The organism is Paenibacillus sp. sgz302148, assembly GCF_056120465.1.
Window position 1 is genome coordinate 522,168 of sequence record NZ_JBVYOJ010000001.1, and the last position, 23,387, is coordinate 545,554.

Here is a 23,387-nt window from a genome sequence, read left to right on the forward strand (position 1 = left end):
CTTATAATCAAAATATGATTCGGGACAATGACGCTATATTCAAAGCACTTGGCGACTCAACTCGGCGGCTTATATTAGATGAACTAGCCGAACGCAACGAGCAGACGTTGTATGAACTTACGGTACGTCTCATTACGAAGCACGACCTTTCCATTACGCGACAGGCGATAGCTAAACATCTTTCTGCATTGGAAGATGCAGGACTCGTAAAGTCAGAAAAAAAGGGAAAATATCGAGTGATTATTTTCAACAACGAACCACTTAAAAATTTGCTGAAAGGATGGGTAGAGTAATTTAATTAGGTTAGCAGAGCACCAACATCGCAAATATCAAAGGAGGCAAAAACATTATGAAAATCATTGTTACCAGTATATTCGTTCAAGATCAAGACAAGGCATTGGAGTTTTATACAGAAACGCTGGGCTTTGTAAAAAAGCATGACGTTCCCGTCGGAGAATTTAGGTGGATAACGGTTGTTTCTCCCGATGAGCAAGACGGTACCGAGCTTTTACTCGAACCGAATGACCATCCTGCCGCCAAAGAGTATCAAAAGAAGATATTTGCCGATGGCATCCCAGCGACAATGTTTGGCGTTGCAGATATAAATAATGAATATAAACGATTATTGGAAAACGGCGTGAATTTTACTATGGAGCCGACAAAAATGGGTGAACTCACAATAGCTGTCTTCGACGATACATGCGGCAACCTGATTCAGATTGTGCAGAAGTAACTTCATATTGGCAAATTTCATGTTGTCCTGACTTTATTTCGATATTCACTATGGGATGGGCTTATATCCAACCCAAACAACGAATTTGGAATACACTGAGATATAAGTCCAATAGTTATAAGTCCAATTTGCAAGGAGTGAACACAGCGAATGGGATATATACCCGGGCAACCTCCCACGTCTCCCCCGCCATCCTATGTGCCTCAGATGTCGCCGTATGCCGTTGACATTAGGACGATTTCCAGTTGTTTGGATCGGTTCACATTCATATGGCTTAATAATGGGGACAACTTCTGGTTTTATCTAACTTTTGTTGGACGTACATCGGTTCTTGGTTATCGATTTTTCGGCGGAAGATGGAATCACTACACAATTGCGTTAAAAGATATTGTTTCATTTACTTGTATATAATGACGAAAAGGCTGCCGAACATTTTGTCCGGCAGCCCATTTTATTCATTATTTTTGCGGATCAAACAAAACGTTAGCGACTTATGACTCCGCCTTAATGCGCCAGACCGTAAAGCCCGAGCTCATCGCTTGACACTGCCCGATCGCTTGTTCCGCCGAGTGCACTTCCTTGTTCAACTCGACGGAATAGCGGAATTCGTAAAACCCGCCCAATGTCGCCTTGAAGTTCGTCTCCCAATAATTGCTCATCGCCCAAACGTACAGCTGGCGTTCTGTCTCTTCATTTTGCTGCGTATGGAGCAGACGTTTCCCGTGCTCAAGGGAACCTAATTGCACAAGCGGCGTGTCAGGCGTAGCGATCATAAGGGAATGGTTTTCACCTACATAAGCCAGACCCTCTTGAATGCAAGAGTAGTCAAGCAGCGTTCCCGGCAGCTGATCGACCCAAGGGCGGACAGGCGCACCCGCTTTATCCAGCCACAACGTCTCGTCCTGCTGCGCTCCGGACGTAAACGGCAGCGATATATAAACGTTCTCCGCTTCCCATACGCTATCCTTGTGGAAACGAACTGCGACGTCAACTCGGCTGCTCGCCGCGTAAAGCTTAACGAAAAGCGAATAATAGCTCATTCCGCGTGTTTCGAACTGAAGCTCGACGACCCCGTACACCGGCCCGGTGGAGACGGCCTTCGCTTTAACTAGGCGTCCTACGGAACGCTGCACGTTCAGCCCTTTCCGGTTGCGGCCCATCGAAGCGCGCGACGTGAAGATGCTGCTCGGATTTTTCGGATCGGCCGCAGGCGTCAGTTCGTATACCGGCGTGAACGCACCGTGGTTCCGGTCTTTGCGGATCAAATCCTCGCCCGTTTCCTTGTTGATCCAAGAGACGATCCCTTCTTCGGTCCAGCTGATTTTGACGAAAGGAGATTCGGCGGCATGCTGCGATATGACGAAACCATCCTTTGACTCGCCGGACGGGTTGATGTCCTCGATGTCATAAACCTGATCCGCGCCAACCAGTTTGAAATTGCTCGTCGTTTTGGCTTTCGACGTTTTTGCCGGACGAATGAAGTACTGTTTCTGTTCTCCCGGCTGCAAATCTACCATAATCGTAGCACATTGATAGCTGGATTGATGCGGAACGACTTGCCCGCTCTGCTCATCGACGATTTCCAAACCATCTTTGAATCGCTCGTTCTCAAAGCCGTCCCATTCCAAGTCGACAAACTGTCTGGAAGCATTCGGTTCCGTGTTAACGACCCGATAACGGAAAGCGCGTCCCGGATGCAGCAGCGATCCGTCTTTCGCGTTGCGCACTTTATCCAAAGCGCCGTGCGCGAGCCGGCTTGCGTTCGCCGCGTAGGCGAGCTTGCGCACTTCAAGCATCTGGACGTTCCAGTGCCACGGGGAATGGACAGAAGCATGGAATCCCCACGTATGCTCGGCGTACATGACAAGCTGATGCTCGATTTCGGATAGCTCCGCCTTGCTGACGATTTGCCGCTGCGGATCAAGCCGCTTGACTTTACGCAGCGCACGTTGGGCATCCTTGAAAATTTGCGTTTGCATCGGAGTCGAGCCTACGCCGTCCGACCACCAATCCGGCCAGTCTCCGCGATACACCGGAATTTCAACGTCCTGACCTTTCAAATGGGCGAAAAATCCGCTTAACGTGGACATTTCAATTTGAACTTTGTCCCCATGCTCTTCGTTCCACATTTGGATGGCTTTCGCGATATCCCCATTCGGCGAGCCGTTATCCGTAGCGAGGCCCGATATCATGACGGGAACGAAATCGTATGGGTATTGTTCCTCTTCCAGCTTGCTAAGATAGCGCTCGATGCGGGTTGCCATAATTTCTTCTCGGTTGTTCACGATCGCCGGCGTATGGAATTCGTCGCGAATCATGTAGCTGCCTACGCCGTCCGGACACAAGCCAAGCTCGTTGCCGAACATGTAGTGCTCTCCGTTCCATACGAGCAGCTTGCCGCCGTCCGGCGTCTCCCACCAGAACGGAATTTGTTTGCGCCCGAGCGCGAACATGCCGTGATGCGTATGAATACACGAGAACAAATGCTGAACGCCCGCGTCAAGCAAGCTCTTCGCGTAGCCCCAGCTGTAGCCGTTAATGTCGGCCGTCATCGCGGAGTCGACCGAGACACCGATGGAACGTCCGTATTCCGCTGCTTTGGCATGTATTGAATGAAGCAGGTCCTCATCGGCGAGTTCGGTCATGTTGAGATACGTGCCCGACAATTCGATGTCTCCTTGCCGAACCGCTTCCGCAAAATCGTTTTTCTCCTGTTCGGTCGCTTCGTTAAGAAACCGCTCAACCGCCCAGAACGTCTCGCACGTCCATTTGAACCCTTTCCACTCGTCGCGTTTTCCGGATCTCATTTCTTTGGAAATCGCCACGGCCTGACGAATAAAATCGACGTGGTACTGCTCGATTCGCTCCTGTCTTTCCGTGTAGCCGATATCCGTATGCGAATGGTGAATCACGAAGATTCGCCAGTTTCGTGTAAGTTTATTCATCTGGGTACAACCCCTTGTCTTCAAAATTTTTTAACAAGCTGATATGTTCCTTGTAACGCGCTTGCCGACATATCGGAGGTGATCTTGACGGGAACGCCGCCAATCCGGTCCGAAACGAACAGATCCGCGCTTCTCGCGATTTGCCCGCCGATGATTATGGCATTGGGCCGAAACGACTCGATGTAGGGCGTAAGCACCTCCGTCAACCTCTCGCCGAACGTCCGGAACAACTGCACCGGCAGCGACTCGCCGGCGCGGGCGCGTTCCGCCAATCGTTTCACGTCTTCTTCTCCGCCTGCCGCGTCCTCGATTCCCATCTCCTTGGCAAGCCGAACGACTCCCCGGCGGGAGATGTAATCGTCCATGATTCCGTCGCGGTAAGGCAATCGGTACAACCAGCCGTCCTCGGGAACACCTTCTCCCCGTTTGACCAATTGTCCCCTGTTCACGAAAGCGGAGCCGAATCCCGTGCCGATCGTCAAACAAATCGTTTTCGCATAAAGCCGGCCTGCACCGAAGGCGTTTTCGCCGAGCGCAAACAAGGCCGCGTCGTTTTCGATCGCCACAACCGGAGACGTGCTCCATCTTCCTTGCAGCTCCGGTATTGCGGCGATCCTCGCCGTTAATTCTTCCTTGAGATTTAAGCCGTATAACGCTTCAAATTTATTCAAGCCACGTATTAAGCAGATGCCACGCTCATAATCGAACGGGCCGGGGAACGCAAGTCCGACGCCACGGATCGTATGCCAGGCCGGTACTCGCCTCCCTTGCGTCTGAATGATCGTAGTAAAATGTTTCAGCAGCGCTTCCTTCGTATCGCCCGACCGGGCCGGATACGAATCGATGGGTTCCACAATCGTGCCGTCGCTCCGTACGATGCCCGCTTTAATATACGTGCCGCCTACGTCAAAGGCCAATACGCAATCATGCATCTGCATCGGCATCAATCAGGCTTATGTCCCATTTTTTGGACACACCCGCTTTGATCAGTTTGCACGGTGCGCTTCCCCGATTCACAATGGCAAATGCGCCGAACGAAGCCGGTATAATGTACGACTCCGCATAACGGAATTCTACGAAAACCGATTCGTCTATGAGAGAAGCGATGCGCACGCATTCGCCTTCTACCAGATTCAGCAGGACGAACTCGTCGCCGGTTTCATCCTCCCAGCGGTCGGCCAAATGGATGCGGTTGACATAGAAGAGCAGATCGTCCCGCTCGCCAAGCACGTACTCCTCGTTATCGCCTTGCTGCTTCAGAAGCTTCGGTCTAGGAATCAGGTTATCCTGCACCCAATATCTTTTGCGGCTGAAATCGATGTTGTCGAACGCGTAATCGATGTTGATCGGGCGCAGCTTGCCGTCCAAATCTTTGCGAACGTAATCGTAAATTTTGAACGTGAACCACCATGTCGTTGCCGATATTTCTAGCACAAAATTGTTTTTCCCCGAGCAGTGGACCGTGCCTGTAGGAATCAGGAACAAATCGCCCTTCTCGCTATTCCATTCCTGAACATAGTCCGTAAAAGGAATCGGTTCGCCCGTTGCTTGAGACTGTTCGACCGCATGGCGGAACGACTCCGGCGTGCTTTGCTCCGTCAACCCGAGGTACACCTTGGCATCGCCTTGCTTTTCCATGATGTAATACGATTCCTGCTGCTCCATGAATTCGTTGAACTGCTCGCGGATGAAGGCTTGCTTCGGATGAACCTGGCACGACAGGTTGTCGCCGTCCATCGTATCGAGAAAGTCGAATCGGACCGGAAAATAATCGCCGAACAAACGAACGTTGCGCGCGCCGATCATATCCAAGTGCGAATATGCCATAACGAGCAGGAAAGGAAATTCGACAACGTGTTCTCCCTTCGAAACGAGCACCGAATTTTCCGGCGCAATCGGCTCGAAGTTCCAGGCGCAGTTGATCATGTCGGCCGGCAGCCCGGCGATTTGCTTCAAATATTGCCCGCCCCAGATGCCAGGCATTAAGAACGGCTTTACGCGCAGCGGATAACGGGCGATGTCCCGGATGACGGCCATCAGATCGCGTACGCTCATATGAACGGGGCGGCGCGGATCGTTCATGTCCACATACCAATCGAAAGCTCCTAGTCGCTTTTTACGATACGTTTCCAGCAGCGGCCACTCGACGAAATAGGCGATTTTGTATTTTTCAACGGCGTCGATATTCCAGCTGAACCCGAAGTTCAGCAAACTGCCTTTATGGGCGACTTCCTGGTATTCTCGCGAAACGTCGAGAAACAGCGACGCATCGGAGCGTCCGTAGCATAGCCATAAGGCGCCCGGGCCAAATACGACGAACAATGTCCGCTCGCTTGCAGCTTTTGTTAACTCCGCCGCATATTCCGCAAAGTCGCGATGCGCCCCGCTACGGAAGTATGCGTCGATCTTCTGCTCCGCGACGTAGCCGAATGCGCGGTTGTCGGTGATGTTCCGGCGGAAATGGTCCCGCAGCTCCGTTCCGGATTTTAAATAGCCGTACGTGTCCACGGCCGCAAAACGAAATCCGAGTTCTTCCGCATACGGGATCAAGCGCTTCAGCAGCGCTTGGAAATCGGCGCCGTGAGTACCGTCCACAACCAGGGTGAAGACGTTACCGCTTGTGTGCTCCGCCTTCGAAAATACCCGCTGCAGAATCGCCTCGTATCCTTGCTCGATTCCATGCTCAAGATCAGCTTGACGTATCGGATTCAGCGGTCTTGTTTCAAACATTGCTTTCATTCCTTTCTTTTTGTTCCATCCATCACTTTGAGACCTCAAATTCCGCTTTCTGCAGCGCGGATGGGTCGCCTCCGACATAAACCGTAAACCGGCCCGGCTCGATAACCCGTTGCAGCATCCGATCGACGAATTGAAGCTGTTCCTTGCCAAGCGTAAAAGCGACCGTTGCCGTTTCGCCGGGCTCCAGCGTAATTTTCGCAAATCGCTTCAAATCCATGACGGAACGGGTGACCGAGCAAAACTCGTCGCGAATATATAGCTGCACGACTTCCTGGCCCGCCATCTCACCCGAATTGCGTACGTTAACCGTCACGCGAACTTCTCCCCTAGGCGAAATCGTCTCCGGCGTTACCTTGAGATCGGAATAAGCGAAGGTCGTGTAGCTCAAGCCATGGCCGAACCGGTATAACGGCTCCGTATCGGTTTCTTTGTACCGTTTGCCGTTCGTTTTTTTGATGTTGTAGTATACGGGCAATTGCCCGACGTGCTTCGGCACCGATACCGGCAGCTTCCCCGACGGATTGCAGTCCCCGAACAAAATATCCGCGACTGCATGCCCGCCTTCCTGCCCCGGATACCAAGCTTCCAGCACGGCGTCGATATGCTCCGTGATCCACGGCTCGCTCACGGGACGGCCGTTGACGAACACGACGATAACCGGCACGCCGGTCCCATACACGGCTTGAACAAGCTCCAGCTGTACGCCGGACAAAGCCAATTCGGCGCGGTCTACCCCTTCGCCGGTGTCCATGTCCACGGAGCTATCCTGTACGATGCTGGCGCCGGTCACCGGATCGATCGTGTTGTCGCCAAACTGACGGGCGCTCGAGCCGCCGACAACGACAACGGCCGCTTCCGCCCAGCGCGCAAGCTCAACCGCTTCGCCTATGCGGGATCTGTCCGGGTCGCATACTCGGCAGCCTTCCGCGTAACGCACTTCGGCACCGTCTCCCAGCTTGCTGCGAATGCCCTGAAGCACGGTGACGATCGCATCGACCGGCTGGGGCGAAGTATAGTCGCCAAGCTGATTATAGCGATTGTTCGCGTTTGGACCGATAACGGCGATACGCCGCAGCGACTTGGAAAGCGGCAGCAGCTTGGCGCGGTTTTGCAGCAGAACGATGCCTTCCTGCGCCAGTTTGCGGGCGAGCTCGCGATGTTTGCCGCTGCCAGATGTGGCCTCGGCCCTCTCGGGATCGGCATACGGATTTTCGAACAAGCCCAGCTTGAACTTAACGGTCAGCACGCGTGATACGGCGGTGTCCAGCACCTCCATCGGTACCTTGCCGGAATCGACTGCTGCCCGCAGATGCCCTTCGAACACCTCGCCGCACATCTCCATGTCGACGCCCGCTTGAAGCGCGAGTGCTGCCGCAGCCTGTCCGTTCTCGGCAACGCGATGGCCTCCCGCCAACATGCCAAGCGCGCCGCAATCGGTAATGACAAACCCTTCGAATCCCCACTCCCCGCGCAAAATGTCCGTTAGCAACTCACGGTTCGACGTGCATGGAACGCCGTCGATTTCGTTATAAGCCGTCATGACGGACAAGGCTCCCGCTTCAATTGCCTTCTCGAACGGGTATAAATCCTTCTCACGCAGCTCAATCGGCCCGATATGCGCCGGGGCGCCGTTGCGCCCGCCCACGGACGCGCCGTATGCGGCGAAATGCTTCACCGTCGCCGCGATTCCCCGTTCCGGCAGCCCGGCTTGCATACCTCGGACCGCCGCCGAGCCCATCTCGGCGCACAATACGGGATCCTCACCGAACGTTTCCTCCGTTCGGCCCCAACGCGGGTCGCGCACGATATCGAGAATCGGCGAATACGTCGCCGCCCCGCCACGCGCCCGGGTTTCTTCCGCCACCGCCGAGCCGACCTGCTCGAACAGCTCCGGGTTCCACGTGCTGGCGGCGGCAATCGGCACGGGATATACCGTCGCGCCGATCGACATATGCCCGTGGGCGCACTCTTCACCGAACAGGATCGGGATGCCAAGGCGCGAGTTTTCGATCGCGAACCGCTGCACCCGATTCACCGCCTCGGCGCTTTCCTTAGCCGTCAGCCCGGTTTCCAGCGTGACGCCGGTCCACGGATCGGCTCGCAGGAAGCCGTAAAACGAGCCGATCCCGCCACGTCCCAGCTTCTCTTGATATTCTTCGGGAATCGTAATTTCGCCGTCCTTGCGGTCATAAGCCTTCCAGCCGAAAAGCTGGACCAATTGTCCGATCTTCTCGTCGAGCGTCATCCGCCCGATCAAATCGTCAACCCGCCGATCGACCGGCAGCGACGCATCGCGATATGGCAATGCCATTCCAGTCATCCTCCTAAAGGCTTGAAAGCCTAGCTTCATATGCATATGCCGAGCTTCCTTTAGAAAGCCCGGCTTCCATAGCATCGACTTGCAGAGCCATCCGTTTATGATTAGCCTAGCGGATTCGACTGCAGCTTCAATCTAAAACGAAACATCATATCGTCTTCGAACCACATCATAAAATTCGTGCCCCATACATTGTTGTGCAGATTAAAATGGAATCCGCCATCGAGAGGCGCGTACGTATTGTCGAATTGCAGTAACCGCGGTTCGCCCGGGCAAACGAGTGGCGCATCCAGCGTTTCGATCACGGCCGTCCCGTCCGCGCCGTCATAATAAAGACCGGAGCCGACGCCATGCATGTTCCGGTTGCCGTCCTTCACGACGGACAACGACGAAATCCGTTCGCCCAGCTTATCCATAGTCCAGGCGTTCGGATTGTCGACCAGCGGGGCAAACGAAAACCAGCTTGCTTCCGGAAGCCGGCACGCTTGCTTCTCATTCCAGTGCAACGCAACGTCAATCACCGGCTCATGCGCATGAAACGTATAGATCACGGCCAGCTTCCGAGGCGCTCCGTATTGCTCGCAAACGTCCTCCGGCAGCTTCAGCTCTGCGGTCACGATGTCGGAATCGGCGTTTCTCTGAAGGCGCAAAGATCTGAGCGCAGCCACAATCCGCCAATGCTCCGGCCTTGGCTTGACGTATTCGATGCCCGGTTTGCCGAAATCGTTGTCCGCCCAGCTGTGGTGGATGTCCAGATTGGTCAAGTATTCTTTGAAAAACCGATCATAACATTCTTTGCTGAACGTTTCGTACTGGAACGTCCCAAGTCGATGACTGTCGTCCGCCCATCCTTTGCCGGATCGGTCGACCAGCCGGTGAATCGATCCGTCGGCGGCGAAGCTTACCCGAAACTGCCCCAATTCGTAACACTCGTTCGTCTCGAGCACCGTCGTGCCCGCAACCGGCTCCGCGTTTGCAGGGCTCATCCGATCCAGCTTTTGTCTCGCTTCGTTCGCCAGCGCTTCAGGCAGCGCGCACAGCGCCTCTTCGAGATAATTCCGCTGCTCCTGCCACGAGCTTTCATAGTGGCTGTATGATCTGCTCTCTGTCGCCAGCTGGCGCAGATAGTCGTATTTTCTCAGCTTCGTTTCGTTCACGACATCGCGTTTTCTCGCCGCCGCAAAATCGGCTGCGGAATAATTGGCGAAATCGACAAGATAAACCGAATTGTTCAATCCCCATGTATGCTCAGGAATCAACATCAGCCGATTGCAAAATAGTGCATACGCCTCTCCCTGCGGATCTAATAAGCCGGCAGCGGTCCATCGGTCCCTGAGCCGGAGCAGTTCCCGGTAGCGGGCGATTCTCCACGGATCGGAAGCGATGCCGTGAATCCACGAATCCCCGATTTCCTCCCGTACGACGGGCAACTGATGTTTGACCGCAGCAAGCTTCTCGGCGAACGCGTCGAGCGTTGAGGCCATAATCTCAGCCCCGGGATATTGCTCCTGCAATTGCGCAAACAACGCGCGGATTTCTTCCATTGTCGAAGGACCGTGATTGTCTCCCGTGTGGGCGAAATACAACGCATCTTCAAGGCCTTCCATTTGAAAAGGCTTGCCGTAGCTATCGGCATAATTCACGATAATTTCCGAGCCGTCCGCTGCACGCCATACGAATACTTTCGGCACCTTCGGATTTTTGGACACCATATTGACGCCCAGATGCAAATATTGGATGCCGTGCTCTGCCAGCATCGGCACGATCGCGATCGTATGGCCCGGAACGTCGGTCATTTTGGCGGCGATTGTTTTTTTTCCGTACGTGCGGTCGAGGCTCTGCGAAAGCGAAAGGCCGAATTCGAACAGCTTGTCGTCCATAATTTCCGTATGCGTCGTAAAAGGCAAGCCATGCCACACAATTCGCCCTTGCCGGATCGCATCTTCCATGCGTGCACGCATGTCCGGCGAAGCCGTGCGTAAATATTCGTGAATCAACCACGAGCCGGTCGTCCATACGAATTTGACGTTTCCTTCCTCGCTCGCCAACTGTTCGGACAGCGCAAGTGCCTGTGGGATAAAACCGTTCATATACCGGTCGACCACATGCTTCGCCATGTCGGTAAACCCGATGTCCAGATGCGTTTTGAAAATCACATGAACTCTTTTCACCGTTGTCGTCATCGTTATAGCCCCTTCCAAAGACCAGCGCACCTGCGCCGATCTTGTGTAACATTGTACAGAAGCATGACGATCTTGTATTTGCAAGAACGAGTCATCCTTTTGCAAAAAACGGACATCCAGAATTTATTCCTTGACGCTCCCGACGACGATCCCCTTCACGAAATATTTCTGCAGGAAAGGATAAATAAGCAGAATCGGCAAGGAGCCGAGAATGATTTGCGCCGCTTTGGTTGTCCGGTCAGAAATTTCAGACATATGCTTCGCCTGAATCATGCTGATTTTGGAGAAATCCGGTTTAATGATGAGCGATTGCAAATAGGTGGAAAGCGGATATTTTTCCGGCGAATCCATGATCATGAGCCCATCGAACCAGGAATTCCATTGGCCGACGAACGTAAAAAGCGTAATCGTTGCTAGCGAAGGCAGCGAAATTGGGATAAAAATGCGCCAAAGCGTCGTCCAGTGGGATGCGCCGTCGATAAAGGACGACTCCTCCAGCTCCTTCGGCAAGCCGCGAAAGAAATTGAGCAGCAGGATTGCATTGAACACTTGTACGGCGCCCGGAAGTACCAGCCCCCAGATCGAGTCGAGCAGTCCGGTCATCTTGATCGTCATGTACCACGGGATCAGTCCGCCGCTGAATAAAATCGTAAATACAAAAATCCAGGCGTAAACCGTCCGAAAGCGGAAATCCTTCACTTCCTTCGACAGCGGGTACGCGAGCAGCACGGACAGCACCATGCTGAAAGAAACACCCAAAACGACCCGTTCAATCGATATCGCAAACGACTTGACGAACTGGGATTTCTCCAAAATGAACGAATAGGAAGCCGTCGTAAATTCAACGGGCCAAAGCTTGACAAGACCGGCCGAGGCGGCGCTGCTCGTACTGAAGGAAATCGCCAGCACATGCACCATCGGAGCAAGGCAGAACAAGGCCAGCACAATAAGAAACGTGTAGTTGCAGAAGCTGAACACGCGGTAGCCGTAAGACGGTCGATGAAACACGCCGATCCCTCCTTAGAAAATACGATAGTTGGAAAAACGATAGGCCAGCCAATACGAAACTGATATGAAGAGCAGCGATACGACGGATTTGAACAAGCCGATCGCCGTGGATACGCTGTATTGCGCTTCGACGACCCCGGTCCGGTAAACAAGCGTATCGAGAATATCTCCCGTATCGTAGACGGTCGAATTATAAAGCGTAAACACCTGGTCGAAGCCGGCGTTCAGCACGTTGCCGAGGCTGAGCGTCGTTACCAAAATGACGATCGGCATAATGCCGGGCAGCGTAATGTACAAGGTTTGCTTCCAGCGGGTAGCGCCGTCGATGACGGCCGCTTCGTACAAGCTCGGACTCACGCTTGTGATGGCAGCCAAATAAACAATCGTGCTGAACCCGAACTCCTTCCAGATGTCGGAGACGACGAGCACAAACCGGAACCATCGGTTGTCTCCCAGGAAAAAGATCGGTTCGATTCCGAAATAGCCGAGCAGCTGATTGACGATCCCCGTTGTCGGAGACAAAATATCGATCAGAATGCCGCCCAGAATGATCCAGGACAAAAAATGCGGCAAATAAATCAACGTTTGAATTCCGCGTTTGATCATGGAAATGCGTATTTCGTTGAGCAAGAGCGCGATGACGATCGGAACGATAAGCCCAGCCACGATTTTCATGCCGGCGATGATGATCGTGTTCCAAATGACCTGCGCCGTATCCGGTAGTTCGAAGATATACCGGAAATTATCCAATCCAACCCATTTGGATCCGAAAAAACCTTTGACGGGCGAATATTTATTGAATGCGATCACGATGCCAACCATCGGAATATAGCTGAATATGATGACAAGAATAAGGCTCGGCAATATCATGGCATGCAGCGGAAGCTCCCGGAGCCATTTTTTTCGCATTTCGGCACCTTCCTTCAGGCGGTGAATAGTGTTGTGAAAAAAAGAAAGAGGATCGGGGTCACCTCTCCTCTCCCAACATCATGGCGCAACCATTACTTCTGCGTTGCGTACCAATCGTTTACTTCCTTGGTGATTTGGTCGCCGCCCAGCTTGTTCCATTGCTCGACAAACTGATCGAATTCATCGACCGAAGCGGCTCCCATAATGATTTTCGTAAACATTTCGTTCTGAAGCTTATCTAGGACGCCTTTCTTCTCGACCATCGTCGGCGTATTGGCTCCCAAATATTCGGTCGTCAAAATTTTATCCCGATATCCGGCCAGCACCTCGAACGAGGATTCTTTCGGTCCGGCTTGACGATAGGTGGCCCACTGCGAATCATCGCCGTTCATAAACGCCGTGATTTTTTCGTAAAGCGCTTTTTGCTCCGGATTCAGCTTGGCCGTATCCTTCGTTTCCACCGCAGCTTTGACCGCTTCATAATTGTCCGGCACATCCTTGTTCGGAGCGAATACTTGGAACAACGGATATTGGAAAATTTCCGTTCCGTCCTTGGCTACCGCGAACTTCTCCCAGTCTGCGGTTTCGCCGTAAGCGCGCACAAGCCAAAGGTTCAGCATTTTGACAATGACTTCCGGGTGCCCGAAATCTTTATTTGCTACAAAATATTCGTAAACCGGGAATCCGACTCCAGGCCTTGCAGGCTTATCGTCGACCGATACGATCGGGAACGGCTTCCATTCCATGCCCGGATTTTGCTTTCTGGCATCGTTAAACGGCCAGTAGGAGTACCAGTTTGCGCCAAAATAGATGCCGACTTTGTTTTGCGAGATCGATTCGATGACCTTCGAGCCGTCCTTCACCGCAAATTCCTTGTCCAGCAATCCCGCTTTATACAATTGCTGTAATTTGCCCAATGCCGCTTTCATCTCCGGCTGAATGTCGCCGTAGACGAGCTTGCCGGAGGCATCCTTCACCCAAATGCCCGGATAAGCGTGGTATCCGTTGAACAACCCTGTCAAACCGGACAGCTCCTTGCTAACCGCAAGGCCGAACGTATCGGGTTTCCCGTTGCCGTCCGGGTCCTGCGTCATAAACGCTTCGGAAATTTTCATCAAATCATCCATCGTTTTCGGTGGCGTCAAGTTGAGCTTTTGCAGCCAGTCTGTCCGAATCCACAGGATGTCTGCGCTTGTAATATTGCCGCCGAATTTCGGAATCGCCATCAGCTTGCCGTCAAACGTTGCCGATTTTAAAGCAAGTCCACCGTCTTGGTTTGCCAGCTCTTTCAAGGCAGGGGAGGCGTATTTCTCCCATACTTCCGTCATATCCTGGATTTGGCCGGCATCGACCAGCAGGTTCATTTGCTTCGTGCTTGCGCCAAAAACGTCGGGGATTTCGTTGGATGCAATTGAAACATCCAGTTTATTCGTGCTTCCGTTCGGATCGCCGATCCAATCGTAGACCAGCTTAATGCCAAGCGCGCTTTCGTATTCTTTGGTCCAAGCGTTGCTGCTGATCGTATCGCCGTTTTTGAAACGATCGTCAGGCATCCCGTTACGTACCGAGTGAACTTCAATCGGCGGATCATATTTGCCGAGAGGACCGTCGTCGGACTTTTTGGGTTCATCCGTCGTTTGCTGCGTTTCCTCCGTTTTTTGCGGCTCGTCCGCTTTTTTGTCTCCGCCGGAGCATGCGGTCGTCAGCATCGACAAGCCAAGCACGCATACTGCGGCCAAAGACATCCATTTTCTTTTTTCCATTCCAAAACCCCCTTGGCAATGTGGAAAGCTGTCTTGCAATTCGATTATAATCTCGGGAAGTTCAGGACATCTATTCGCCGATATTTACTTTTCATTCGCATCTTTTGACTTTAGCGCGTCTTCCCTGCACTCTTGGGGGGTAAGGCCCGTCGCTTTGCGGAAAAAGCGGTAGAACGATTGCTCCGATAAAAAGCCGACGGCTTTGGATATATCGGCGATTCTCAAACGATTTTCCCCCAGCAGCTCCTTCGCCTTGGATACCCTGGCCGCCATAATATAGTCGGATAAGCCTTCATTCGTGATTTGTTTGTACAATCTGGACAAATAAGACGGGTTGTGGCCAACGACATCGCCGATCCGGTTTAAAGAAAGGTCGCCCGCCAAGTTATGCCTGACATAATGTTGGACTTGCCGGATCACATCGTTCTCCTGAAAGCCTTGCGCAGACATCTTATGGTCGAACAGCAGTTTGGCGAGCACATGGAAGTAATCGACGACCTCCTGCCAATTGCTGCGGAAGTCGAGCATCGTCATTTTGCCAAGATTCGTCTGTTTGCCAATCTCCTCTTGGATGCCCCAGCGATTCAGATAAGACAAAAATATCGAAACGAGCGTAAAATAAATTTCCATTCTTACCGCATGGGATGGCGGGGAACCCTGAGCTGCGCTTTTCATGATCGAGCAATATTCCTGAAAAAACTGCTCCTTATGGCCGTTATCCAGCAGCATCTGCAGCAAGCTGAGCTTGCCGAGCTGCCTGCGGAGATCGCGATCGATCGGAGAAGGATCCAGCTCGGCGCCTTGCTGCTCCAGCAGCAGCAGCTCGTGTCCTAATCCGAGCCCACGGCTGAGCAGCAGCTGCAGCTGCTCGAACTGCTCGGAGACATGAGACCAGTCGCGGTAAGTCGTACCAATGGCAAACGAAACGTTTAGCTTCAGCAGCTGCTTGCACGTCATCTGAATCATCTCGACCGCGCCTTTGACGAACCCGAGCGCACGCTGGCGAACGTCGTCCGGGACACGGTCTGCGCCGCCGCCAAGTTCAGTCTTCGGTTGAATAAACCAAACCAGTCGTGTTTTCTGCGCATAATCGAAGGAAACGAGACGTACGGACGACGATAAATACTCCTCGGCAATGTTTTGAACCGCAAACAGGTACAGCGACTTGTCCACCGAGTTGACGAATTCGCTCCATGCGTCGATCCTCCCGATTACAACCGTCGTTTGTTCCGCGCAGCTTAACGGTATATGCAAGTCCCGGAACTGCTCCGCAAGCGGCCGGGACTCGTCAAAGTCTCCTTGCGCCAGTCCCCACAGCAGCTCCTTCTGCAAATAGGGCTGGATCATCTGCATCTGCTGCCGCGATTTATGAATAAGCTGCTCCATCTCGATCGCATCGGATAATGCTTGAATGGCTTTCCGCACGGCTTGAATAATCGCTTGATTGCCTTCCGTCTTCAGCAAATAATCGACGCCGCCGTTGCGCATCACTTCTTGAATGAATTCAAAATCGTTATAGCCGGACAAAAAAACGACCTTGCACCACGGCCAATGCTTCATAATTTCCCGGTGCAGCTCGATCCCGCTCATGCCTGGCATCCGGATGTCCGTCAGGACGATATCCATTTTGGTGGATTGGAGCAGCTTCAGTGCCTCGCCGGAGGAAAAAGCTCCATACACGTCCAGTTCAAGATCTTCGGTTCTCTGAATCAAATCGATGACGCTTTCCACAATAATCGGTTCGTTGTCCACGACAAGCAATCTATACATGATGATCCTCCTTCTGAATGGCGAGCTTCAATTCAACCCGCAAGCCTCCCCATATTCCCCGGGTCACTTCTAACCCGAATCGATCGCCGTATTTCAATTGCAATCGGCGATGCACATTCAATATGCCGGTAAACTCTTTGGCCGGCTGCTTCGAGCGAAGCTGCTCCTGCAGCGACCACAAATCTTCATCGTGCAACTTTTCGCCGTTATCCTGAACGATAACGAGCAAATATTCCTTCTGCTCGGCAAACTGCACGCTTAGCAGGCCTCCACCCGACTTGTCCTCCAGTCCATGAATATAAGCGTTTTCAATGATCGGCTGCAAGATGAGACGAGGTACGCTGAGTCCGGCATGCGGCTCCGGCACCGTTCCCCATTCGACCTCGATTTGCCCGCCGAACCGCATCGATTGAATTTCCGTATAAGCGCGGGCATGGCTGATCTCCTGCTCCAGCGTGACATGCTCCGTCCCTGTTCTCGTAATGAATTTAAAATAGTCGCCAAGATGCTGCAGCATCGTCTCCGCCGACCAATTATCGTTCATGCGGACAAGCCCTTGCAAAATAAAAAAGCTGTTGTACAAAAAATGCGGATTGATTTGCGATTGCAGCTGTTTGAGCTCCGACTGCTGGGAACGGATCCGTTCCTCGTAAACTTCGCGGATGAGCAAATTCAATTGCCTTACCATCGCGTTAAACTGCTCGTACAAATAATAAAATTCGTCCTTGTTGTGATGGTGGATTTCAACCTGCAAATCCCCTCTTTCCACTTTGCGAAAGGAGCTGACAAGCCGCTTCAGCGGCTGATGGATGAGGCGGAAAATCCAATATGAAAACGCAAGAACCAGCACGGACAAAATCAACGAAAGCAGCCAAAATAGCGCCCTGTATTTGCTCAGCGGACCTAATACCTGCTCCTCGGGAACATAAACGGCCAAATACGTATCAAGCAGCTGCGAATATTCGAAGGTGGCCATATATTTGACTCCTTGCACCGTTACGCTTCCCTGACCGTTCTTGCTCCCCTTGAACCGCGGCTCGGAAATAAGGCCTTGCAGGGCCGCAGTCATCGCATCCCCGGTTTTTCCGTCGGTGACGACCCAGTGCTGCTTCAAATTAACGAATGCCGCGCCGGAATCCTTGACCTGGCTAATTTGATTCAGCGAGTGCCGGAGCTGTTCACCCGATAACTCGACGCCAAGGGCCATCGACAAATTCAAACGATAAATCGGCGGAGGATAAACCTCGCTTAAGTACAAACGTCCGTTCCAGTAGGTAAACGGCGCGCCGTATTTACTCGCCGATTGCTCAAGCGCATTCAGCTCGTCCTTCGGAATATGGTTATCGAAGCTGTTCGCAAATATGCCTCTGTCGAGTGACGAAATATACACCTTGACATCATTCACATAAGGACTGGACGTTTTTAGAAGATACAGCTTGTTTTTCACGCCCAGAATCGTTCGGGAGCGCGTATAATCGTCCATCTCGCCTGCAATCGTTCTCAATTTCAAAAATTCGTCGTCGAAAATGAGCTCCCGGATCAACCTCGTGAGCCGCTGCATCTCCGTTTCAAAGGAGCTTGCATAAAAATGGACGCTCGATACAACCGACTGCGACAGCTCGTTGCGAACGTTATTTTCCGCCGTTTGGTTCATATAAAGGCTGATGCTGTAAATCGGGATCATAATAAGCAGGAGGGAGATGACAAGCTTGGTAAAAATGTTGAAGTGGCGAAAAGCGGACAGAGATAACAGAATGGACATACCTTCTTTCGATGATTTGTTTTCGATTATACATTCGCGATCACCTTATGAAAATAACCCTCTTCTTCCCATTCGAAATAGTCCGTCTAGATAAAAAAAAAATGCCCGCCGAAGCGGACTGGGAATTGGAATTCAGTTCATGATAAGGCTTCTTGATGGACGTCTCATCACCCAGCTTCTGGATTTCCGCCCTTCCGCATCAATCGATTCGCCGACGTCTTCATCGCTTCGGCAAATTGCTCGGGCGTAATTTGCCCCGCCAGCTGTTCGATTCCGCTTTTGCAAATTGTCTCCCACATGCCGTAAGGCAGGTAGGTTCGGTCAAAATAAGGCAGTATCGGCACTTCGGCGTAACAATTGTAATCGTCGCTGAATTCATGCTGCGATGCCGCACCCTGCAACCCTGACGGGATCTTGGTCGCTTCTTCAATCTTGGCCAGATTTTCCGGCTTTGCAAAATAAGACAATAGCCGTTTTGCTTCTTCTTGATGCGTCGAGTCCTTCCATATCCCCATCGTGTTCCGTTCCCCGCCGGAAAAACTTGCGGCGCTTCCGCCGGAAACGGCCGGAATCGGCATAATTCCGATGTTCGTTTCCTTGTTGATCTTGAATACTTCGTCCGCATAGGAAGGAGATGACAAGGAAAACGCTACTTTTCCTTCGGCGAACAATCGGTTTAAATCGCTGTATTTCGCGGTCATCACATCGGCATTGATCAATTTCCGGTCGATAAGCACTTGAAACATGCGGGACAGCTGCGTCCAGCGCGTCCAATCGAAAGAGCCGTCTTGCGGTTTGGCCGTATCCTTGCTCCCGGCAACGAACAGCGAATTCGCGAAATAGTCGAAAAACTGGCCGACCGTCCATTCATCCGTCGCGGCAAAGAAAAACGGGACGACTTCGCCGCCACTTTCCGTTTTAATTGTTTCGGCCGCAGCGATTAACTCGTCATAGGTTCGAGGCACGCCGATACCGTACTTTTCCAGCAATCCCTTATGGTATGTAATGCCGTCCCTGGCTTCGCTGATCGGCAGGGCATATACTTTGCCCGAGCGGTCCGTGACGTATTCCCGAATCGTGCCGGTCAGCCGGGGGACCCAGCTTTCCTCGCGCAAATCCGCGAGATACGGTCCGTAACGCTTTTGCGACCAGCCGTGGGTGTCCATAATATCCGGCAGCCGGTTTTCCTCCATCCACAATCCGAGAATCCGTTCATATTCGAAGCCGGGGAAACGCAGGTTCACCTCGATGCTCGGATATTCCTTCTCGAACGCGTCGACGATTTCGTAATATACATCCTGCACGGATATATCCGTAACGTACATGGCGACCGTCAACGTAACCTTCTCCCCCGGCGGAACAAGCGCGACCTTGCTCTCGGCTTGGCCCGTGCAGCCGCAGATTGCCAACATTAAAACAATGAACATGAACAGCCTCGCGGCCGCCCGTTTTGTCCGCTCCATGAACGTCACCCCCGATTCCATCTTATGTCTCTAAGCCTAACAAATGAATGAACGCAAAAAAAGGGGCTTAGGCAGCCCCCGCGAACTTTAAGCCGAAATGCCGGCGTCATCGCTTCGAGATATATTTCCGGATGTCGAACGCCACCGCGGCAACGATGATCAAACCTTTAATAATCAGCTGCCAATACGGACTGATGCCGATAAAGGTCAACCCGTAGTTGATCACGCTGAAAATAAGTACGCCCGTCAATACGCCCGGCACCGTTCCGATGCCGCCTGCCGTGGAAACGCCGCCGACAACGCAAGCCGCGATCGCGTCAAGCTCATACATGAAGCCGTAGTTGTTGGTCGCTCCTCCCGTCCTTGCCGCCTCCAATACGCCGGCAAGCCCATACAATGCGCCTGCAATGGCGTAAATGCAAATCAAATTTCTCGCGACGTGGATGCCGGAAACGGACGCCGCCTGGACGTTGCCTCCGATGGCGTACATGTTTTTGCCGAGCCGCGTCTTATTGAAGATCACCCAAACGATGAGCGAAACGACGATGGCGATCACGACGATATACGGGATCGAATACGGTCCGCTATAACCGAAGTATCCGCTTCCGAGTTTGCTGAAATCGGACCGCAGCGCTCCGATCGGCTGGGATTGGTTCGGCTTCATGTCGAAATAAAGCGAGTTTACGCCGTAAACGGCCACCATCGTCCCAAGTGTAGCAATAAACGGCGGAACATTGAGCTTGGCGACAATGACTCCGTTCAGCAATCCGACAAGAAGCCCAACGAGGATTGCCAGGACGATCGGAATCCAGATCGACAGCTCGGGCAGGTCAGGGAAAAACTTCCTCGGATAATCCGACATCTGGAGCATGGAAGCCGAAATGACGGCGGAAAATCCGACCACTCTTCCGCTCGAGAGATCGACGCCCCCGGTAATCAAAATGAAAGCCGCCCCCAATGCGATAATCAATCGGGTCGAGGATTGCGTGAGGATGTCTCTGAGTGTAGTGAGGGACAGGAAATTCGTATCCCATAATGCAATTCCGACGATAAGCAGCGCGAGCACGATATAGATGGCGTTTTGCATCACAAACTCTTGCGTTTTTTTTATGTTGGCAGACACAAGGTTGTCCTCCTTCAGGAAGCGGCATGCTGGGCGGCAAGCCGCATGATTTCGTGCTCGGTCGCTTGCTTGCCGTCGACGATGCCCGTTATCGCGCCTTCGCGCATCACCATGACCCTGTCGGACATGCCTAGCAATTCGGGCATTTCCGAAGAGATCATGACGATTCCTTTGCCTTGCTTGGCCAGCTCCGCGATAATCGAATAAATTTCGAATTTGGCCCCGACATCGATCCCTCGCGTCGGCTCGTCAAGCAGCAATATATCCGGCTCGGTCAGCAGCCAGCGCGCGAACAACACCTTCTGCTGATTGCCGCCCGACAAATTTTGGATCAGCGTATGAAGCCCGGGCGTCTTCACCCTCAGCTTCTCCATCACGTCCTTGGCTTCCCGCTTGCGCCTTGCCTCATCCAACAGGAGATACCACGTCTGATAACGAATCAAATTCGCGATCGACGTATTTTCCAAAACCGGCAAAACGGGAAAAATCCCGGTTGACCTCCGCTCCTCGGTAAGCAGTGCCATCCTGTGCCGAATGGCGTCTTTCGGAGTACGTATCGACACTTGCTTGCCGTGAATGGCGATCGTACCCGCGGCAATGCCGCGGAGCCCGAATATAGCCTCGATCAGCTCCGTTCGCTGGGCCCCGACCAAACCGCCGATTCCGAGAATTTCCCCTTGGCGAAGCTCGAAGGAGATGTTCTTGAACGACTGTTTCGCCGAAGCGGTCAAGCCGTCTACCTTCAGCAATGCATCGCCGGGGCGATTGGATCGTTCCGGGAATCGTTGCGTCAGTTCCCTTCCGACCATCTTTTGGATCATCATATCGGTCGTCAGCTCCGAGGCCGCCCACGTTCCGATTTTTTGCCCGTCGCGCATAATGGTGACTTCGTCCGAGATGCGGAGAATTTCCTCCATCTTGTGCGAGATGTAAATCATCGCGACGCCGCGTTTCTTCAGCTCCCCGATGATCGAGAACAGCTGCTCCGCTTCGTTGCCTGTCAACGAGGAGGTCGGTTCGTCCATCACGATAATTTTCGAGTTGTAGGACACAGCCTTTGCGATTTCCATCGATTGTATTTTCGAAACCGATAACGTTCGAACAAGAACCTTCGGCGGAATATCCAAACCGAGCGCGGCAAACAACTGCTCCGTATCGCGTTCCATTTTGGCGTGGTCGACAAATGCGAGCGGTCTGAACCCCTTCATCGGAAAACGGCCTAACCATATATTTTCCATGACCGTGCGCATCGGAATCGGGTGCAACTCTTGATGAATCATGGAAATGCCATTGCGCAACGCATCGTTGGGGCTTTGAATGTCGACTTTGCGTCCCTCGAGGAAGATCTCGCCGTGATCCGGCTTATACATGCCGAACAAGCATTTCATTAAAGTGGACTTCCCGGCGCCGTTTTCACCCATTAAGGCATGAACCGTGCCGGCCCGGACGCGAAGCGTGACATGATCGAGCGCTTTGACGCCCGGAAAAGCTTTCGTTATTTCTCTCATTTCCAGTACCGTATCGGATTCGGGCATCCCGCACCTCCATGATTCCGTATACCGGCAGAGCAAGGGGGCCTGCCGCGCAAGCTCTCCCTTGCTTCGCCCTTCGGAAGCTTTGCTTTGCCATGCGTTCTTATTTCGCGTTATCCTTCGTCACTTTTTGGTACGGAACCCATACGTATTTGCCGTCCACGATGTCATACCCCGTATTGTCCTTGGACGGCGTTTCGCCTTTGGCCAAGGCGGCGGCGATATTCAAGGTCGCTTTGCCCTGATTGACGGCATCGTTCAGCACGGTGCCAAGCAGCGTTCCGTCCTTCAAAGCCTGGATGGCCGGCGCCGTCGCGTCCACGCCCACGACCGGAATAAACTTGTTATCCTTGAAATAACCGGCGGCCTTCAATGCTTCGATGGCGCCAAGCGCCATATCGTCGTTGTTCGCCAGCACGGCTTCGATTTTGTCGCCGTGGGCCGATAAAAACGCCGCCATCTTCTCCTGCCCTTTGACGCGATCCCACATCGCCGTGTCTTCCGCAAGCTTCTCGACCTTGATGCCGGCATCGGTGATCGCCTGCACGGAAAACTTCGTGCGCAGCTCGGCATCCTGGTGCCCCGGCTCTCCCTTCAGCATGACGTACTGCAAGATGCCGTCCTTGTTCTTGTCGGCTTCAGGATGCGCCTTCCAATAATCGACGATCAATTGGCCGGAAATCGTCCCCGATTCCTCCGCTTTCGCTCCGACGTAATAAACTTTATCCCACTTGCCCATGTCCTCCGGCAGCGGCTCGCGGTTAAAGAACACGACCGGGATGCCGGCATTTTTCGCTTTGTCGATAATAACCCCGGCGGCCGTTCGATCAACCGGATTGATCGCCAGCGCATCCGACTTCTTGCTGATGAACAAATCCACCTTGTCGTTTTGCGTAGGCTGCGAATTTTGGCTATCGACGATGTCCACCTTGGCTTTGCCTTCCGCGGCATCCGAGATGGCGTTGCGGACACCCGTCATGAACGTGTCGTCAAATTTGTAGATGGCGACCCCGATATTCGGCTCCCCGCTTTTCGATCCCCCGGAGCACCCCGTTACCGCCAGCATGGCGCCAAAAAGCAAAACTGCGACCGACCTTTTCATTTTAAGAAAACCTCCCCGATTTTCAGCTAGGATTTTTG

General features: G+C 52.8%; 16 protein-coding genes. 2 read left to right on the forward strand and 14 right to left on the reverse strand.

Annotation, left to right across the window (positions count from 1 at the left end; all coding sequences use genetic code 11):
• Positions 1 to 14: 14 nt before the first annotated feature.
• Positions 15 to 293: an ArsR/SmtB family transcription factor gene (locus AC0LWM_RS02495; RefSeq protein ID WP_474673539.1), complete on the forward strand. Its 279-nt coding sequence runs from the start codon at positions 15 to 17 to the stop codon at positions 291 to 293.
• A 56-nt stretch (positions 294 to 349) separates the two neighbouring features.
• Positions 350 to 733 (forward strand): VOC family protein, encoded by a 384-nt coding sequence (locus AC0LWM_RS02500; protein ID WP_474673314.1) that lies wholly within the window; start codon positions 350 to 352, stop codon positions 731 to 733.
• Positions 734 to 1,224: 491 nt separating this feature from the next.
• Here AC0LWM_RS02500 and AC0LWM_RS02505 read toward each other — a convergent pair whose 3' ends face one another.
• From AC0LWM_RS02505 to AC0LWM_RS02570, 14 genes are all read right to left on the reverse strand, one after another.
• Positions 1,225 to 3,678, reverse strand: coding sequence for a glycoside hydrolase family 38 N-terminal domain-containing protein (locus AC0LWM_RS02505; protein WP_474673315.1), 2,454 nt, complete (start codon positions 3,676 to 3,678; stop codon positions 1,225 to 1,227).
• A 20-nt stretch (positions 3,679 to 3,698) separates the two neighbouring features.
• On the reverse strand, positions 3,699 to 4,622 hold the full coding sequence (locus tag AC0LWM_RS02510) for an ROK family protein (protein WP_474673540.1): 924 nt from the start codon (positions 4,620 to 4,622) through the stop codon (positions 3,699 to 3,701).
• Positions 4,603 to 6,408: a class I mannose-6-phosphate isomerase gene (locus AC0LWM_RS02515; protein ID WP_474673316.1), complete on the reverse strand. Its 1,806-nt coding sequence runs from the start codon at positions 6,406 to 6,408 to the stop codon at positions 4,603 to 4,605. The genes AC0LWM_RS02510 and AC0LWM_RS02515 overlap by 20 nt, the downstream gene beginning before the upstream one ends.
• A 31-nt stretch (positions 6,409 to 6,439) precedes the next feature.
• Positions 6,440 to 8,728: a glycoside hydrolase family 3 N-terminal domain-containing protein gene (locus tag AC0LWM_RS02520; RefSeq protein ID WP_474673317.1), complete on the reverse strand. Its 2,289-nt coding sequence runs from the start codon at positions 8,726 to 8,728 to the stop codon at positions 6,440 to 6,442.
• A 110-nt stretch (positions 8,729 to 8,838) separates the two neighbouring features.
• Entirely contained in the window at positions 8,839 to 10,917 is a 2,079-nt protein-coding gene (locus AC0LWM_RS02525; RefSeq protein WP_474673318.1) for a DUF5054 domain-containing protein, read from the reverse strand.
• A gap of 123 nt (positions 10,918 to 11,040) precedes the next feature.
• Complete coding sequence (locus AC0LWM_RS02530) at positions 11,041 to 11,925, reverse strand: carbohydrate ABC transporter permease (protein WP_474673319.1); 885 nt, start codon at positions 11,923 to 11,925, stop codon at positions 11,041 to 11,043.
• 12 nt (positions 11,926 to 11,937) lie between these two features.
• Positions 11,938 to 12,834, reverse strand: a complete 897-nt coding sequence (locus AC0LWM_RS02535) for an ABC transporter permease (RefSeq protein ID WP_474673320.1) — start codon at positions 12,832 to 12,834, stop codon at positions 11,938 to 11,940.
• A 92-nt stretch (positions 12,835 to 12,926) separates the two neighbouring features.
• A complete protein-coding gene (locus AC0LWM_RS02540; RefSeq protein WP_474673321.1) occupies positions 12,927 to 14,597 on the reverse strand; it encodes an extracellular solute-binding protein in 1,671 nt (556 codons plus the stop codon).
• 84 nt (positions 14,598 to 14,681) lie between these two features.
• Positions 14,682 to 16,367 (reverse strand): response regulator transcription factor, encoded by a 1,686-nt coding sequence (locus AC0LWM_RS02545; protein WP_474673322.1) that lies wholly within the window; start codon positions 16,365 to 16,367, stop codon positions 14,682 to 14,684.
• Positions 16,360 to 18,129: a sensor histidine kinase gene (locus tag AC0LWM_RS02550; protein WP_474673323.1), complete on the reverse strand. Its 1,770-nt coding sequence runs from the start codon at positions 18,127 to 18,129 to the stop codon at positions 16,360 to 16,362. The genes AC0LWM_RS02545 and AC0LWM_RS02550 overlap by 8 nt, the downstream gene beginning before the upstream one ends.
• 167 nt (positions 18,130 to 18,296) lie before the next feature.
• The gene (locus AC0LWM_RS02555) at positions 18,297 to 19,592 is read right to left on the reverse strand and encodes an ABC transporter substrate-binding protein (protein WP_474673324.1); all 1,296 of its coding nucleotides are present in this window, start codon (positions 19,590 to 19,592) and stop codon (positions 18,297 to 18,299) included.
• A 106-nt stretch (positions 19,593 to 19,698) separates the two neighbouring features.
• Complete coding sequence (gene mglC, locus AC0LWM_RS02560; protein WP_474673325.1) at positions 19,699 to 20,715, reverse strand: galactose/methyl galactoside ABC transporter permease MglC; 1,017 nt, start codon at positions 20,713 to 20,715, stop codon at positions 19,699 to 19,701.
• A gap of 14 nt (positions 20,716 to 20,729) precedes the next feature.
• Positions 20,730 to 22,250: a sugar ABC transporter ATP-binding protein gene (locus AC0LWM_RS02565; protein WP_474673326.1), complete on the reverse strand. Its 1,521-nt coding sequence runs from the start codon at positions 22,248 to 22,250 to the stop codon at positions 20,730 to 20,732.
• 100 nt (positions 22,251 to 22,350) lie between these two features.
• On the reverse strand, positions 22,351 to 23,349 hold the full coding sequence (locus AC0LWM_RS02570) for a galactose ABC transporter substrate-binding protein (RefSeq protein WP_474673327.1): 999 nt from the start codon (positions 23,347 to 23,349) through the stop codon (positions 22,351 to 22,353).
• Positions 23,350 to 23,387: the final 38 nt, after the last annotated feature.